The sequence below is a fragment of the Thalassovita sp. genome, from assembly GCF_963691685.1.
Classification (GTDB): domain Bacteria; phylum Pseudomonadota; class Alphaproteobacteria; order Rhodobacterales; family Rhodobacteraceae; genus Thalassobius.
On sequence record NZ_OY829290.1, the window covers coordinates 2,232,199 to 2,248,543 of the forward strand.

Genomic DNA, 16,345 nt, shown 5'->3' on the forward strand with positions numbered 1-16,345 from the left:
AACGCGAAAATGTTGGAAATCAAGAACCTGCAGGTCAAACTTGAAGAAGAGGACAAGCAGATCATCAAAGGTCTGGACCTGACCGTGGAAACCGGCAAGGTGCATGCGATCATGGGGCCGAACGGCTCGGGTAAATCGACGCTTTCCTATGTGCTGTCGGGCAAAGACGGCTATGAGGTCACCGGCGGCGAAGCGCTGCTGGAAGGCGAAGAGATCCTGGAAATGGAGGCTGAAGAACGCGCCGCTTTGGGCCTGTTCCTGGCGTTCCAGTACCCGGTGGAAATCCCCGGTGTGGGCAACATGACCTTCCTGCGCACCGCCGTGAACGCACAGCGCAAGGCCCGCGGCGAAGAGGAAATGTCCTCGGCCGAGTTCCTGAAAGTGGTCCGCGCCAAAGCCAAAACGCTGAAGATCGACGCCGACATGCTGAAGCGTCCGGTCAACGTTGGCTTCTCGGGTGGTGAGAAAAAGCGGAACGAGATCCTGCAGATGGCCATGCTGGAGCCGAAAATGTGCATCCTGGATGAGACCGACTCGGGCCTCGACGTGGACGCGATGAAACTGGTTGCCGAAGGCGTGAACGCCCTGCGCAACGAAGGCCGTTCCTTCCTGGTCATCACCCACTATCAGCGTCTGTTGGACCACATCAAACCCGACGTCGTGCACATCATGGCAGACGGCAAGATCGTGAAAACCGGTGGCCCTGAGCTGGCACTGGAAGTTGAGAAAAACGGCTACGCCGACATTCTGGCGGAGGTAGCATAATGGCGCTGCCGCAAACCAAACTGGACGCAACCGAGGCCCGTCTGGCAGCGCTGACGCTGCCGGCTGGTCCTGCGTGGCTGACTGAGCTGCGTGAGGCCGCGCTGGGGCGCGTGCGGGCGATGGGCCTGCCGGGCCGCCGTGACGAATACTGGAAATACACCCGCCCTGACACGCTGGTGCAGGCCGAACCTGTGCCTGCCGCGCTGTTTGACGCCGGTGAAGCACCGGGGTTCTCCACCATCGACTCGCTGCGTGTGACCTTTGTGGATGGGGTGTTTGACCCCGCGCAAAGCGACGATCTTTCGGGCGAAGGTCTGGAAATCACCCGTCTGGCCGATCTGCCGGACATCCATTGGGCCAAAGACCTGTATGGTCAGCTGGAAACCAATGGTCAGACCCCTGTCGATCGTCCGCTGGCCGCATTGAACAGCGCCTTTGCCACCGATGGTCTGGTGATCCGTGTGACCGGTCAGGTCAGCAAGCCGGTGAACCTGTGCTACATTCATGCCTCTGAAACCTCGGATGCGATCCTGCACCACGTGGTGAAGCTGGAAGAGGGCGCGGAGCTGACGCTGCTGGAAAATGGTCCCGCCGCGGCACGTTTCAACAACGTGCTGGAGGTTGAGATTGCCGACAACGCCAAGTTCAACCACGTCCGCGCCCAGGGCCGCGACCATGAGCGCCGGGCCGCAACGCATACCTTCACCCGTCTGGGCACCGAAAGCGCGTTCAAGTCCTTCACCCTGACCGCAAACGGTGTAATGACCCGCAACGAATATGTGATTGAGCTGACCGGCGATGATGCCATTGCGCATGTTGCAGGCGCCTGCATGGGTGACGGCAATGACTTCCACCACGATGACACCGTCTTCATCACCCATGACGCACTGAACTGCGAAAGCCGTCAGGTGTTCAAGAAGGTGCTGCGCAACGGCGCCACCGGCGTTTTTCAGGGTAAGATCCTTGTAAAAGAGGGGGCTCAGAAAACCGACGGTTATCAGATCAGTCAGTCGCTGCTGCTCGATGATGACGCCCAGTTCCTGGCAAAGCCGGAACTGGAAATCTACGCCGATGATGTGGCCTGTTCGCACGGCTCGACCTCGGGGGCGATTGACGAAACCGCGCTGTTCTACCTGCGTTCGCGCGGGCTTCCGGTGGACAAGGCGACGGACCTCTTGGTTCTTGCTTTCCTGGCCGAAGCGGTGGAAGAGATCGAAGCCGAAGAGCTGCGTGACGAAATCGTTGCCCGTCTGGAAGGCTGGCTGGAGCGTCGGCGCGGCTGATGTCGGTGACGCAAGATATCGTCGCCACCTATAAGGGGCCGGGCCGCGTTGTGGCCCGGCGTCTTGCCATGGGGCAACGCGAAGATCGGGCGCTGGCCATTCTGATGGCGGGTTGCTTTGTTGTGTTCATCGCGCAATGGCCGCGACTGGCCCGGCAGGCGCATCTGGAAGGACAGGAGCTGAACATGCTCCTCGGGTCCACCTTGCTGGCCTGGGTCTTCATCATGCCGCTGTTTCTCTATGTGATGGCCTTTGTGGTGCATATCGTGCTGCGCGGCTTTGGCGGCAAAGGCAGCTCATATGGCTCACGTCTGGCGCTGTTCTGGGCGCTCCTGGCCTCGACCCCGGTGATGCTGTTTTACGGCATGGTGGCAGGGTTCATCGGCGCCTCGACAATCCTGTCGCTGGTGGGCATCTTGTGGTTCGGCCTCTTCGCGTGGTTCTGGCTGGGGGCCCTGGTCAAGGTCCATTGGGGAGGCACGGATGCTGCCTGAACTGAAACAACTGGCGCTGGACACCCTGCGCGATCCCAAAGGCGCGGCCCCTCGGGTGCTGGCACTGGGGCTGCCGCAACAGGTCTGGTGGAGCATTCTGGCGCTTGTCGTGGTGCTGAACGCGATGGTCTACGGGCTGTTCCTGTCGTTCCAGCCCCCGATCGGCATCCTGCCACAGATCACCAACAACCCGATCGGCTACGCGCTGGCCACCGGCGGCATGTTTGCCGGATTGATCCTGCTCTTTGACTGGATTGGCCGCGCCCTTGGCGGGCAGGGCAATCTGGCAGCGATGCTGGTGGTGGTCACCTGGCTGCAATCGGTGCAGCTGATCGTTTTGACCGTGCTCAGCGTTCTGGGGCTGATTGTCGCGGGGCTCGCCTCGCTCTTGAGCCTTGGCTTCTCACTCTATTTCTTTTGGATGCTGGTGGTGTTCCTGAACGAAGCCCACCGGTTTGACTCGCTGGGCAAAAGCTTTGCATTGCTGCTGCTTGGCCATTTGGGCGCGGCTTTCGCGCTCTCCTTCCTGTTGCTTTTTGCGGGCATTGCCCCTGTAGGACCTGTCTAAATGTATGACGTCGCCAAAATCCGTGCTGATTTCCCGATCCTGTCGCGTGAAGTGAACGGCAAACCGCTGACCTATCTGGACAATGGCGCTTCGGCCCAGAAACCGCAGGTGGTGATTGATGCGATCACCAATGCCTATGCCCATGAATACGCCAATGTGCACCGTGGCCTGCACTACCTCTCGAACCTCGCGACCGAGAAATACGAAGGTGTGCGCGGCATCATCGCGCGATTCCTGGGCGTGAAGGATGAAGATGAGATCGTCCTGAATTCCGGCACCACAGAAGGCATCAACATGGTCGCCTATGGCTGGGCCATGCCGCGGATGGAAGCAGGCGATGAAATCATCCTGTCGGTGATGGAACACCACGCCAATATCGTGCCCTGGCACTTCCTGCGCGAACGTCAGGGTGTGGTGATCAAATGGGTCGATGTGGATGCCTCAGGCAATCTGGATCCGCAAAAGGTGCTGGATGCGATCACCCCCAAGACCAAGCTGATTGCAGTCACCCAATGTTCCAACGTCTTGGGCACGGTGGTTGACGTCAAAGCGATCTGTGACGGCGCCCGCGCCAAAGGTGTGCCGGTTCTGGTTGATGGATCGCAAGGCGCGGTACATATGCCCGTCAACGTCGAAGAGATCGGCTGTGATTTCTACGCCATCACCGGTCACAAACTCTATGGCCCCTCCGGCTCCGGTGCGATCTTTGTGAAGAAAGAGCGCATGGCCGAAATGCGCCCCTTCATTGGTGGCGGCGACATGATCAAAGAGGTCAGCAAAGAGGCTGTGATCTACAATGATCCGCCGATGAAGTTTGAGGCCGGCACGCCGGGCATCGTCCAGACCATCGGTCTGGGCGTGGCGCTGGACTACATGATGGATGTGGGGATGGAGGCGATTGCCGCCCATGAGGCGGATCTGGCGGCCTATGCCAGCGAACGTCTGAACGGGTTGAACTGGCTGCACCTGCAGGGCCGGGCCAAAGGCAAGGCGGCGATCTTTTCCTTCACCATGGCAGGTGCGGCACATGCTCATGACATCTCGACCATCCTTGACAAAAAGGGCGTCGCCGTGCGTGCCGGCCATCACTGCGCCGGGCCGCTGATGGATCACCTGGGTGTATCAGCCACCTGCCGGGCGTCTTTCGCGATGTACAACACCCGGGCAGAGGTCGACACATTGGTTGAAGCTCTGGAACTGGCAAACGATCTGTTCGGCTGATCTTCGCTGTTAAAGGATTGAAACAGGCGGGTTTTGGCCCGCCTTTTTGCTGGGCATGTTCTTTGCGCTGGGGCGACCCTATCTGTGACAGCGTCCTTATTCAGAACCGGAGAAGATCATGTTCAAACTGACCCCACTGCGCCGCGGCGCCCTTGCCCTGTCCATCGGGCTGTCCTGTCTGGCAGGCGGCGCTGCATTTTCCCAGTCCGAGGTTGGCATCGAACGCACCGTTCGCGGCAATGATGTGAACCGCGTCTACCGCTGTACAGATTGCGACGCCGCTGTTTTTACACTGGAAATGGAAAGCCGCCGCAGCAGCGAAGATGTGCGCAGCACCGCCCGCACCACCTGCCGCCAATCCGGCTTTGGACTTAAGCGGATTGTTGAGATTTCAACGATCGATAGCTCCCGCCGCAACAAACACTACGTGGTGATCTGCGCCACACGCTGAAGCGACAAGGCCATGAACTCGGGGTGAAAAAACATGCAGGCAAACACCGGTTACCGATTGCACCCCGATTTGCCTTGCGGTAATCAGACCTCAGGCACCCATAGCTCAGCTGGATAGAGCGCTGCCCTCCGAAGGCAGAGGCCTCAGGTTCGAATCCTGATGGGTGCGCCACAAAATCAAGGATTTAGCAAAATTCAGTGCGGCGCGTATCTGTTACGCGTAACAAATTCACGTTCTTGACACCCCATCCATTGACCTGCTGCCTAAAAACTGGACCGTCCTAAGCTGGAATTTTCCAATTATGATCCCGCGAGCGGGAGAAGCAGAGTTTCATGAAGAAGAGCAAGTTCTCGGAAGCGCAGATTGCGTTTGTGTTGAAGCAAGTCGAAGAGTGCATGAGCATCGCTGAAGTCTGTCGCAAGACTGGGATTGCGGAGGCTACGTTTTATGTCTGGCGCAGGAAGAATGCCGGACTGAGGCCTGCCCGTCGCCGAGAACTGGTCGATCAGCTCCGCGCTGTTTGAGGCGCTAGCAGCCGGCGTGCCCGTGTCGTGTTGCAGGCACATCGCTCGACCTACCATTACAAGTCGCACGGCGACGAGCAGGCCGAACTCAAGACGCGTATCAAAGAGATTGCAGAGACACGAGTGCGCTATGGCTATAGGCGCATCCACTTGCTGTTGCGGCGCGAAGGGTGGCTGGTGAACGCCAAGCGTGTCAACCGTGTCTACAACGCAATGGGCCTGCAACTACGGAACAAAACGCCGAAACGTCGGGTCAAAGCCAAGCTTCGGGAGAATCGTGTGGAAGCTTCGTAAAGCAATGAGAGTTGGGCAATGGACTTTATACACGATCAGCTGGTCACAGGACGCAAAATCCGAGTGTTGACCACCGTCGATACCTTCTCGCGGTTCTCGCCTGCGACTGATCCGAGGTTCAGCAACAGTGGCGAAGATGTTGTCCATACACTTGAGCGCATATGCGGGAAGGTCGGCTATCCCAAAGTCCATTCGTGTTGCTCAGGGATCGGAGTTCATCTCCCGTGACCTAGCTCTTTGGGCTTACCAGCGTGGCGTCATTCTGGACTTTTCTCGGCCAGGCAAACCGACAGATAACGCCCACACCGAGAGCTTTAACGGCAAATTCCGAGCTGAGTGTTTGAGTGCGCATTGGTTCATGAGCCTTGACGATGCCCCATCAAAAATGGAGGAGTGGCGTAGGGACTACAACGAAGTGCGCCCTCACAGCGCAATCGGAAACAATCCTCCGATCAAGCTGATGAATGGCTCAGAGGTGAGGAATACGCCCTGAGCCTCAACCCCTGGAAAATCTCCAGTCGGGTGGTCCGAACAAGGGGAGCAGCTCAAGCCAATAGTGCACCAACAATCAAACTGGGCCACTTAGGATCAGGGCCCATTAATCAGCTTGAGGCTGACTTGGTTGCGTGACACACGTGCCCCCAAAAACGGGGGTATCATGAGCGATCTTTTCTGACTGAGCGACGAGCAGATGGCACGGCTTCAACATTACTTTCCGAGGAGCCGTGGCAAGCCGCGTGTCGATGACCGGCGCGTTTTTAGTGGGATAATCTTCATAAATCAAAATGGGTTACGATGGTGAGATGTGCCGAAGGAATACGGCCTACCGAAGACGCTTTACAATCGCTGGAAGCGTTGGAGCGAGATGGGCGTGTTCGCCAGGATCTTCGAAGGACTGGCCGCTGAGGCGGCAAATCAGAAGACCATCGTGATCGACGTGACCTATCTCAAAGCCCACCGCACGGCATCAAGCATGCGCGGCAAGAAGGGGGGGGCGCTGTCGGCCGATCGGGCCGAATGGCTTCTGGTAGATCGCGGATATGACGCGGACTGGTTCTGCGACGCCCTGAAAGACAAGGGGATCAGGCCATGCATCCCGGGCCGCAAGTCGCGCGGAAAGCCTGTCAAATACGACAAGCGCCGCTACAAAAGCCGCAACCGCATCGAAATCATGTTCGGCAGGCTGAAGGACTGGCGCCGGGTCGCGACACGCGACGACAGATGTCCGGTGGTCTTCCTCACTGCCGTGGCCCTCGTCGCAACCGTCATATTCTGGCTGTGAAAATCAATCAGGCTGGAGCCTAGGACTGTTCTTGTCTGGAAGAGAGCTCCCTGCGCATCTTTTGAAAATGTGAAGAAATCTCAGCGATTCCGAAGTTGGCATGTATCGCGCAATGCGTTGCGATCGACAGGTGATCAGATGAGATGTTGCTCTTTGCCCTCACACTCCGATTATTCAGGTATCTTTCTGGAATTTTAATATATTTCATTCCCCATGTTTTAAAAAGCACAACTTCTGACCAACATTCTGAAAATATTTTTAAGGAATGATGCCGACGGTCCCTCGAAATTCTTAAAAATGTTGCGCGTACTGCGGGCCTGCTTCCCTCTAATATTTGAGTGTAGCCCATCTCAGACCTAAGTAAAACGCCCCGGACACCACATTTCTTATTGTTTTTTTCAGATATTGACACAATGGCTTGGTCTTCAGCTTCTCCAATCGAGTGCTTCGCCACACTGCAATATACTAAGCGATAGTTTTCAATCTTCATTAGGTTCACCTTTTGTGTAATAGCTTTTATTTCTCAAATTTGTCACGGGCATAAAAGTTTATCCCTATTTTTGAGATCTATTTACCCGACCTAAAGTCGTTTACATTTTGGTGCGCAACTTGAAACTTTCGGAATATCTGACGATCCCAGTGAGATCGTCAGACAGCACAAACACATTCTAAAGGACCGAATAATTATTCCGGTATCTGTAGATTCAAGAAACTCGTTTCGCTCCTAAAAGTTCACTCCTAGGCCAACACCATCCTCAAAATCTTTCCTGTTTTGTGCGAGGCTTGGATCCGGAATAAGTCCAAAATGGGTGAAAAACCCATTCTCACCTGATAGTTCGTCAGAAAGCACTGTTTTGACATATTTGCTTACCGATGGTTTGGAAATTTTAGAGCTGTCACTAAGGTAAAAGAAGAGTGGTCGAGACAGCTGGTACGAGCCATCTGCAATATTTTCTATTGTTGGTTCCTCAGTGTTGAAGGATACGGCTGTTACATCATCACTATTGACACTGTAGATACCAAAGCTGACCAAACCAATTGCAGTTTGCGAACCTGTCAGTGATGCCCAGACAGCTTTGCTACCACCCTCAGGTTCAGTAGTGAAAGGAGCTGCTCTAATACGAGTGCAAAGTTTCGCAGCTTCCTTTTTGTTTCCTTCCACCTTGAGCAATAATTGCTCAAATACACCGGTTTTCCGACACCCATCTAGCATAATCTTCTTGTCAAAAATTTCCCGTGTTCCATGAGAAGCATCGGGTAGAATGACCGAAATTGGGACTTCTGGAAGCGTACTGTCGGTTTGGTTCCAGTGGGTTGTTGAGTTTTGCACGAGACCAGAGCCATCATTAACGATTGGTGCGAGAGCTCTGAAGAGCTGCACGGACGTCAACTGGTTGATGTCTGAGTGTGTGGCAAGCACAAGGCCATCAAAACCGAATTTAACCTCCAGCAGGGGGCCAATGTCCGCCTCGGCGCATGCAGCTAGTTCCTTCTCCTTGATGCGCCGCGAAGCCATAGCAATATCAATTGCTGGCTCCACTTGGCCATTACAAAGTTTCGCAATCCCTTTCGAAGAGCCTATCCCCTCAATTTCTGGATAAATCGCGGACTTTTCCTCTACGTAAACATCAGCTGCCATAACTGCGTAGGGATAGACAGTGGTGGATCCCGAAATTCTTAGCAACGCTTCCTCGGCCTGCGATGCAGTAGCGGAACACGCTGCCGCAACAGCGATCATAAACTTAACATTCATTACCTTACTCCAGTGCTTTCATGTTTTGAGCGGCCACGCTCGAATATATTTTGTGAGAAACAATATCTCGATTTAACAGTACGCTATAAGTTCGTGATAATTTATATATTATATTTGCATCTTTATGATTTTCAATTTAAGTTACTGATTTTAAACAAAATATATTTTGTATCATTTCAATCACCACGGTCTTGAACCTCAATGGACTATACTCCGGGGAGAGTGGTTTTATGTAATGATGGCTGACCAATGTGTGCTAGCCCTCGCAATCTGGGCACTGCCTTAAGCTCAGGACCCATTAATCAGCTTGCGGCTGATTTGGTTGCGTGATTCACGTGCCTGCAAAAATGGGGGCATCATGAGCAATCTTTTCTGACTAAGCGACGAGCAGATGGCGCGGCTTCAACCTTACTTTCCGAGGAGCCATGGCAAGCCGCGTGTCGATGTCCGGCGCGTTCTTAGCGGGATAGTCTTATCCAATCGCAATGGGTTACGATGGTGAGATGTGCCGAAGGAATACGGCCTACCGAAGACGCTTTACAATCGTTGGAAGCGTTGGAGCGAGATGGGCGTGTTCGCCAGGATCTTCGAAGGACTGGCCGCTGAGGCGGCAGATCAGAAGACCATCATGATAGACGCGACCTATCTCAAAGCCCACCGCACGGCGTCAAGCATGCGCGGCAAGAAGGGGGGGCGCTGTCGGCCGATCGGGCCGAATGGCTTCTGGTAGATCGCAGATATGACGCGGACTGGTTCTGCGACGCCCTGAAAGACAAGGGGATCAAGCCATGCATCCCGAGCCGCAAGACGCGCGGAAAGCCCGTCAAATACGACAAGCGCCGCTACAAAAGCCGCAACCGCATCGAAATCATGTTCTGCAGGCTGAAGGACTGGCGCCGGGTCGCGACACGCGACGACAGATGTCCGGTGGTCTTCCTCACGGCCGTCGCCCTCGTCGCAACCGTCATCTTCTGGCTGCGAAAATCAATCAGGCTGGAGCCTAGAGGCGCTGGTTGATCTCCGCTTTGGACTGGCAGCAGCCATTCGAGCCGGTTGCAGCGAACTGCGGTATAGCGCCCCTTTGTGCCAATGGCCGCAGACAAAACGAATGACCGGTTTTTTGCGTCAGCTCTTTTCAAATCGACCGGAATCGAGGCCGGTCCCGACTACAAGCTTAAAATCTACCTCAAATCCGCACCCGACACCTCATTGGCCGGTTTGTCCAGAACAACCGTTCCCGCGTCCAATCCAAGATACCAAGAAGAAATGCTGGTCAGAAAGGGCAGGTTCTGTTCACACAAAAGAACACCGCCCCCCGCCGCCGCCCGTTCCTTCAGGCAATCGGCCATGTGGTTGATGTTCTCCGGCTGGACACCCTCTGACGGTTCGTCAAGGACGATCAGCTTGGTGTCTTCGATCATGGTTCGGACAAAGGCCAGAATTTTCCGCTCCCCGCCCGACATGGTGGCCGCAGGTTGGTCCATCCGTTCCGCCAGTCTTGGAAACCGTTCGAAATACCGATCCGGTGCTTCGCGATTGGAGCTCAGATTCAGGTTCTCCCTGACCGTCAGATCATCAAACACCATGGATGTTTGCGGCATGTAACCGAAACCCAGTTCGCGGTGGGCATACACGGGTAGCGTGCCGACAGAGCTTCCCTCTAATCGGATGTCACCTGCACCTGCGATCAGCCTACCTTGCACCAGCCGTCAGAGGGTAGTTTTGCCAACGCCGTTTCTACCGAAGACTCCCAGAACACTGCCCGTTTCAATTCGGGCTGAGACGTCGAACAGCACGTTGGTGTCGCGATACCCTCCGGTCAGGTTGTCAATTTCCAGAAGCGCGGTCATTTCGTACCTCCAGAATATACAGCTTGAACTTCCGGTTTGCTTCGTACTTTTTCGAAAGTATCAAATGAGGTGCCCCTAGATTTGTAGACGCTTTGCTTGGTAATTTTGGAAGCAAAGGACGATGCAAATGTCAGGGCAAATTCGCTACTCGGATGAGTTCAAGATCGACGCGGTGGCGCAAGTCACGGAGCGCGGCTATTCGGTCAAAGAGGTGGCTGAACGGCTCGGGATCAGCACCAAGTCGCTGTACACGTGGATGGCTAAATTCTCGAAGCCGCAACGCCTGACCGATCAGGAGGCTGAGGTTAGACGGCTCAAGAAGGAGTTGGTCCGAGTTACGGAGGAGCGGGATATTTTAAAAAAAGCGGCGGCGTACTTCGCGAAGGATGCATCCCTCTCGCACATGTAAACATGTGCTGCCGGTCAATGGGTGAAGTACGCCTTCATCGCGGCCAATCAGGATCGATTCAAAACGCGGCCCATGTGCCGAATGCTGGGCGTCCATCCCAGCGGTTTTTATGCATGGGTTAAGGAACCGCTAAGCCATCGTTCTCTGGAAGATGAGCGTCAAACCAAGCTGGTCAAAGACGCCTGGAACGAGAGTGGCAAGATTTACGGCTACCGCAAAATCGATTTACGGCTACCGCAAAATCTATGACGACCTGGTCGACATGGGCGAGGCTGTATCTGAGAACCGCGTTGCCCGTCTGGCCCGCCTTGCGGGCATTCAGGCGCAGATCGGATACAAAAAGAAGCCTGGAATGTATGGCGGCAAGCCCTCCGTCGTGGTTGACAACACGCTAGATCGCCAGTTCACGGTCGACGTCCCGGATCGCGCTTGGGTAACGGATATCACCTATCTCAGAACGCACGAAGGTTTTGCGTATCTCTGTGTGATCATCGACCTGTTCTCTCGCCGTGTGGTCGGCTGGGCCGTTCAATCGCGTCAGACTTCGGAACTTGCCGTACAGGCTTTGCTCCCTCTCGTGACATTGCTGCGCAATGCACTGCCGGGCAATGGATGGCTATTTGGCGACGCAAGCCCGGTCCAGGTTTGTTAATCCAATCTGATCAGGGCGCGCAATTCACAAGCAGAGAATGGGCCGCCTTCCTACGCGACCACAATCTGGAACACTCGATGAGCCGCAGGGGCAACTGCCATGACAACGCAGTGGCCGAGAGTTTCTTTCAGCTCTTGAAGCGGGAGAAAGTCAGGCGGCGAAAATACCGCACCCGCGAGGAAGCGCGACGCGATGTCTTTGAATACATCGAGCTGTTCTACAACCCAAAACGCAAGCACACGAACAACGGCATGCTGTCGCCCCCTCTCACACATGCTTTGCATGTGTTTCCGGCAATGGTTGACTTTGAAGAGAGACAGCTCAAACTGGAAAAGGCAGGTGTCTAGGATACTAGGGGCACCTCAAACTGCGGATAGTTCGGCCAGAAGGTTGCCGCCAGAGCCGAAAATCATAAGGGTATCGCCATGGATCTTATAACGTGCGGCTCGGTCTAGCAGGCTAATCAGGTCGTTTTCTGCCTTTTCCACAGCACCGAAACAAGCCATTCTGGTTGCTTGTACAGGGCCGATGGACAGGAAGCCCTCTTCTTGCGTGAAGCTGGCCGTGATCTGGTTGCATCCCACAGTGGCCATCAGTGTGTTGGTGTCGCCACCGCGGAAAATGACTTGTGGCACACGCTTGTTATTGATCGCGCCAATCTCATTTCCAAATATTGTGTTGATTTTCCAATAGGTCCCGGTCAAAAGGGCATCGGGTGTGGAACTGGAGCAGATCAGTTCACCTTCAATCGAAGACCCATTTTGACTTGTTCGAAATGTACAGCCGGTCGTCGCACTGATCCAATCCTGCAGTTTGTTAACATCTGTATACCTGATATTTTCTGTCTCTTCGATGCCGGTTGCATTCGCCTTGACGCCGCCTTTGACGATACCGGCCACTTGGTATTCATCACCATCGGTCCCTCCGAGGATATACAATGGCCCGCCGGAGTCGCCATAGCCGGCCCGTTGGGTGGACCCGGGAATGCCTACGCAAAAGTCATGCCGGCCGTCGTAATCCACACGCGGTGAATCGCATAGATCGGAGTTGGTCAATCGGGACTCATAGTACAAAAGCGGTTCGCCTTCGTGGCCTTGCCCGAGGCCGACTGTGGTTGTTGGTACTCCAATCGCAAGGGTGCCTTTAAAAACGCTGGCGATCTGTGCGCCGTAGCGTGTTGCATCCTCTTCTAGCTCCAAAAGAGCCGCGTCGAGCCTTTCATAGCCGAGCTTGGTGGGCGCCAGAACATAGTCCACGATGCGCAGCTTCTGTTCAAAAAGCCCATCCGGGCCAAGGTTCACGCCGACAAAGACGGGCTCATCTCCTGTGAGGGCCGCTTCGTAGGAAGGCCAGCAATGGGCAGCAGTCAGAACCCATTTCTGGGCAATCAACGTACCGCCGCAGGCGTTAATTTCCTTACCGTTCTGGCTGGGAAAAGGGCTGGTGGCGCGGATTGATACATAAGAACGATACGCATCCACGTCCGCTTTGACGCCATCAATTATCGCAAACGCAGGCGTACACCAGCACACAAGGGCGCCATAGACCAAGTTTCGTAACATCATGTTCTTAACTCCTCGGTAACACCCCAGGTATATTGGGCGCGGTTCCCCCCCGTACAATATTGCGTGACATCAGGTCATTTCTGTTAAGCCTAATCCTGCTCATATGCACAGCGTCAGCTTTAAAAGCACCTCAGTCTGCGTGAGGTTTGCAAAAAATTCGGGTCCGGGAAAACCACTCAAGTCACTGTTTCATAGTAGTTTTGACCATTTTTGTTACAAAATCCATTCAAGCGGAAGATAGCTCATGATGTTGACAAGGGTGCGTTGGAAGACGCTTGTGTTCGGCTCAACCATCCATTCTTTCGGCGCTTTATCCTCTGTCCCAGACCAGCGGATTTTGCCATCTTTGTCCTCAAACACACGATAGAAAACCTGTGACTCGTCAAGTGCTACGGACAACGAGCGGGCAATTGTTGGGCTGTCGACAAGGAACCCCATCTCCGTATTCAGCGCAGCGGACCGCGGATCAAAATTGAACGACCCGATGAAGATCCGCTCTTCATCCACGGCAAACGTCTTGGCGTGCAGGCTGGACTGAGAGCTGGTCAAGATCTGTGTCAGCGAGGAAGTGTCAGGCTGTCCGGGGCGCGCCCGAAGCTCCAGCACATCGGCCCCTGCACGAACCAGTTGGTTCCGATAGCCTTTCCAGGCGCTATGGACAATTGGAACGTCGTTAGCCTCAAGGGAATTAGTAACAAGACGGGTTTTGACGCCGTTGCTAAGGAATTCCTGAAACAGCGCAGTTCCGACTTGGCCCGGGATAAGATAGGCAGAGACGAGATCGAGACTGCGCTTCGGCTGACCCATGGCCTGTGTCAGGCGTGTGATCAGCAGATCCCCGCTTGTGGCCTGTCCAAGACCTTTGGCCGGGTCGTCGCTGAACAGCTTGACCGTGGTCCACTCCAGCAGGTCCTCTCCAGCTATGAGGCCCGATATGACAGGGGCATTGTCCAGCGCTTTTGCATATTCAGAGCCGCGTGCACTTTGTGCCGCCAAGGCAACAGCATTGTCCATCTCTGCAATTCCGTCATTTGAGGGTGCCAGAATGTCCAGCGCGTCGTAAGAGGATCCGCTGGTCCAGTAGTCATTGAAATTTTGTGACACCGACGCCGCACCAGGACCAACAGCCAGCACATCATAATCGAAATATGCGGTGCCCTCGCCGTAAGCGAAATAGATGTCGCCAATGTTGCGCCCCCCGATAACCGTAGCAAGCCCGTCCACAGTCATTGATTTGTTATGCATCCGGCGGTTCAGACGAAAGAAGTCGAACACATACGATACCAGTTTCGGCTTCCGCATCGTGAAGGGGTTAAACAGACGGATTTCGATGTTTTCCATCGCGGCGAGATCGGCCAGAACGTTGTCAAGCCCTGGGATCCCGTTGTCATCGAGCAGCATGCGCACACGCACGCCGCGCTTTGCCGCTTTGCGCAATTCGTCCAGCAAAAGCCATCCGGTCGTATCAGTTTGCCAGATGTAATATTGGACATCGATCGTTTCGCTCGCCGCGCGGGCAAGCAAGATGCGCGCGACAAGTGCATCCCGACCGTCGGCAATCGGAATTACTCCGGTTCTATCCGGGTTGGTGATGATCAGTGGCAGAAGAGCTTGTCCCAGACGAGTGTCGTCCTCCGCGGGTGCGGAGACGGCCGCATCCCCTTTGGGACGTTCAGGCAGGGGGTGGGTCCACCGCAAGACAAGAATGGCGATCGTCAGTATGGCAAGGGTCTTCAACAAAAAACGCAACAACCGCATGGGCCTCACTCCTGTGTGGACAATTGGATTGAAAAGTTTGCATGGCCTTGGCCTCATTCACAAGCCACTCGTTCCCGGTCCGTATCAAATCAAACGGGTGCCAATGGCTAAATGGGCCGTGACATCCCGCGGACGCTGGATACGCTGGCAACTGAGGTTAATCCCGGCGAAACCAGTCAGTTGATGTCCGCCTTCTACTTCTTTTACTGGGCACCTAGCTGGTCCGAGAATGGAATGGCGTCGAACACGCCGACACAGTTTTGCCGAAGGGCTTTGAGTAGTAGGGCCGCCGATACAAGACGCTCTCAGGCGCGGCCCGGGCTACCACAGGGGTGAATTGGAATGGCTGGAGGTTGTTCAGCTTCACTCCAGCCTCGCTGGCTTGAAGTCATACGAACATGCTAAACAGTTGAAGGAACGGCACATTGCGGCCCTTGGTGATTGGCAAAGCGAGTGGGTGCCACTCTGGCAGTGTCTAAGTGGCCGCTTTAGCCAAATCTAAGCTATACCTTCGCAACCGTTGAAAAAGGCAACTCTTCGCATGATTTGGTGAACGGACATGTCTGATTTGGACTAGAATAGATTATTTGGTGCTGAAGGCGGAACGGCAGGTTTGTCCCGCTCAGCCGTCCTTGGGACCTGACAGCAGCGAGTTTGGCGGTCAGGGATTGCCTAATTTCCGGATTGGGTCCAAAATAATCGATGCTGGGCTACGAATAAAGGTCTCCAACAAGCTGTGATGTCTGCTTCAGTGAACAGCTATGGGGGGCGCGTGCATTGGCGCCAGCCAGATGAATCTAGAAAAAGTTATGCCTGTAGAATTTACAATCTTCCCCAAGCGTGGCCTTGTTGTAGTCCGATACTCTGGCAACGTTGCTGTCCACGATACGTCAGTTGCAACAGAAGCCTACGTTTCGCATCCAGACTATGTCGCGGGCCAAAAACAACTGGTCGATATGACCGAGGTCACTGGTTTCGAAAAAGATTACGTTCAGTTTATGGATATGCAGGCCCGATTAACAGAACGGCTTGTTCGATCTGATTTGCAATCGCTTGTCGTATACATCGCACCTACGAACATAAGTCGAAACTTGAGTGCTATGTTCGTAAGGTCCTGGATCGATATAAGCTCTGTTGTACCGCTGGTCCAAGATACTGAAACCGAGGGGCTCGCCCTTTTGGGGCAGCCAGAAGAAACACTTGATGTTCTGATGGCAACATTGGCGAATTGATCCAAATTTGACATAAGTTCAATTCAAGGCGTTTTGACCACGCGCTGATGGATGGCGCAGTCGTCCCGGAAACAGACCTTCAATGCAACGCTTTAAAAGGCGAGTTTGTCCAGCATAGCTGCACTCAACCCCCGACTTTCGCTGCAACTCTCATCAATGACCGCTTTTTATGCGGCGACGCAGCTATCGCGAGCTATGTTCCCTCGCCTAAGGGCAGATTTTGCAAAGGTCGCAATCTGCGCAG

At 54.6% G+C, this 16,345-nt stretch carries 13 protein-coding genes, 1 tRNA gene and 4 pseudogenes; 12 read left to right on the top strand and 6 right to left on the bottom strand.

The annotated features are described in order from the left end of the window. Positions 1 to 9 precede the first annotated feature (9 nt). The 9 genes and pseudogenes from sufC (at position 10) to ACORLH_RS10955 (ending at position 6,882) form a co-directional block, all read left to right on the top strand. The gene (sufC, locus tag ACORLH_RS10915; protein WP_058241997.1) at positions 10 to 765 is read left to right on the top strand and encodes a Fe-S cluster assembly ATPase SufC; all 756 of its coding nucleotides are present in this window, start codon (positions 10 to 12) and stop codon (positions 763 to 765) included. Further along, positions 765 to 2,048, top strand: coding sequence for a Fe-S cluster assembly protein SufD (sufD, locus tag ACORLH_RS10920; protein WP_321832697.1), 1,284 nt, complete (start codon positions 765 to 767; stop codon positions 2,046 to 2,048). Before sufC ends, sufD begins: the two co-directional genes overlap by 1 nt. Then, entirely contained in the window at positions 2,048 to 2,542 is a 495-nt protein-coding gene (locus ACORLH_RS10925) for a YIP1 family protein (protein ID WP_321832698.1), read from the top strand. The genes sufD and ACORLH_RS10925 overlap by 1 nt, the downstream gene beginning before the upstream one ends. Next, a complete protein-coding gene (locus ACORLH_RS10930) occupies positions 2,532 to 3,110 on the top strand; it encodes a YIP1 family protein (protein WP_321832699.1) in 579 nt (192 codons plus the stop codon). The genes ACORLH_RS10925 and ACORLH_RS10930 overlap by 11 nt, the downstream gene beginning before the upstream one ends. Further along, positions 3,111 to 4,331, top strand: coding sequence for a cysteine desulfurase (locus ACORLH_RS10935; protein WP_321832700.1), 1,221 nt, complete (start codon positions 3,111 to 3,113; stop codon positions 4,329 to 4,331). 118 nt (positions 4,332 to 4,449) lie between these two features. Beyond that, positions 4,450 to 4,782, top strand: coding sequence for a hypothetical protein (locus ACORLH_RS10940; protein WP_321832701.1), 333 nt, complete (start codon positions 4,450 to 4,452; stop codon positions 4,780 to 4,782). Positions 4,783 to 4,876: 94 nt separating this feature from the next. Continuing rightward, a tRNA-Arg gene (locus ACORLH_RS10945) sits at positions 4,877 to 4,953 on the top strand. A gap of 161 nt (positions 4,954 to 5,114) precedes the next feature. Next, positions 5,115 to 6,093, top strand: a pseudogene (locus tag ACORLH_RS10950) (IS3 family transposase). A 183-nt stretch (positions 6,094 to 6,276) separates the two neighbouring features. Next, positions 6,277 to 6,882: pseudogene (locus ACORLH_RS10955) on the top strand (transposase). A 19-nt stretch (positions 6,883 to 6,901) separates the two neighbouring features. Here ACORLH_RS10955 and ACORLH_RS10960 read toward each other — a convergent pair. Then, positions 6,902 to 7,372 carry a BLUF domain-containing protein gene (locus tag ACORLH_RS10960; protein ID WP_321831369.1) on the bottom strand — a complete coding sequence of 157 codons (471 nt, stop codon included), beginning with the start codon at positions 7,370 to 7,372 and terminating at the stop codon, positions 6,902 to 6,904. 234 nt (positions 7,373 to 7,606) lie between these two features. After that, positions 7,607 to 8,635 (bottom strand): PstS family phosphate ABC transporter substrate-binding protein, encoded by a 1,029-nt coding sequence (locus ACORLH_RS10965; RefSeq protein ID WP_321832702.1) that lies wholly within the window; start codon positions 8,633 to 8,635, stop codon positions 7,607 to 7,609. Positions 8,636 to 9,026: 391 nt separating this feature from the next. On the opposite strand from ACORLH_RS10965, the pseudogene ACORLH_RS10970 reads away from it, so the two are divergent. Continuing rightward, positions 9,027 to 9,652 (top strand): annotated as a pseudogene (locus tag ACORLH_RS10970) (transposase). Positions 9,653 to 9,816: 164 nt separating this feature from the next. Here ACORLH_RS10970 and ACORLH_RS10975 read toward each other — a convergent pair. Both ACORLH_RS10975 and ACORLH_RS10980 read right to left on the bottom strand, forming a co-directional pair. Further along, entirely contained in the window at positions 9,817 to 10,338 is a 522-nt protein-coding gene (locus ACORLH_RS10975; protein WP_321832703.1) for an ATP-binding cassette domain-containing protein, read from the bottom strand. A 6-nt stretch (positions 10,339 to 10,344) separates the two neighbouring features. Beyond that, complete coding sequence (locus ACORLH_RS10980) at positions 10,345 to 10,485, bottom strand: hypothetical protein (RefSeq protein ID WP_321832704.1); 141 nt, start codon at positions 10,483 to 10,485, stop codon at positions 10,345 to 10,347. A gap of 127 nt (positions 10,486 to 10,612) precedes the next feature. Between ACORLH_RS10980 and ACORLH_RS10985 the strand changes: the two are divergent. Continuing rightward, positions 10,613 to 11,893: pseudogene (locus ACORLH_RS10985) on the top strand (IS3 family transposase). 15 nt (positions 11,894 to 11,908) lie between these two features. Here ACORLH_RS10985 and ACORLH_RS10990 read toward each other — a convergent pair. Continuing rightward, the gene (locus ACORLH_RS10990) at positions 11,909 to 13,111 is read right to left on the bottom strand and encodes a trypsin-like serine protease (protein ID WP_321832705.1); all 1,203 of its coding nucleotides are present in this window, start codon (positions 13,109 to 13,111) and stop codon (positions 11,909 to 11,911) included. Between the two features lie 213 nt (positions 13,112 to 13,324). Further along, positions 13,325 to 14,869: a phospholipase D family protein gene (locus tag ACORLH_RS10995; protein WP_321832706.1), complete on the bottom strand. Its 1,545-nt coding sequence runs from the start codon at positions 14,867 to 14,869 to the stop codon at positions 13,325 to 13,327. A gap of 791 nt (positions 14,870 to 15,660) precedes the next feature. Between ACORLH_RS10995 and ACORLH_RS11000 the strand changes: the two genes are divergently transcribed. After that, on the top strand, positions 15,661 to 16,101 hold the full coding sequence (locus tag ACORLH_RS11000) for a hypothetical protein (protein WP_321832707.1): 441 nt from the start codon (positions 15,661 to 15,663) through the stop codon (positions 16,099 to 16,101). The last annotated feature ends 244 nt before the right edge of the window (positions 16,102 to 16,345 follow it).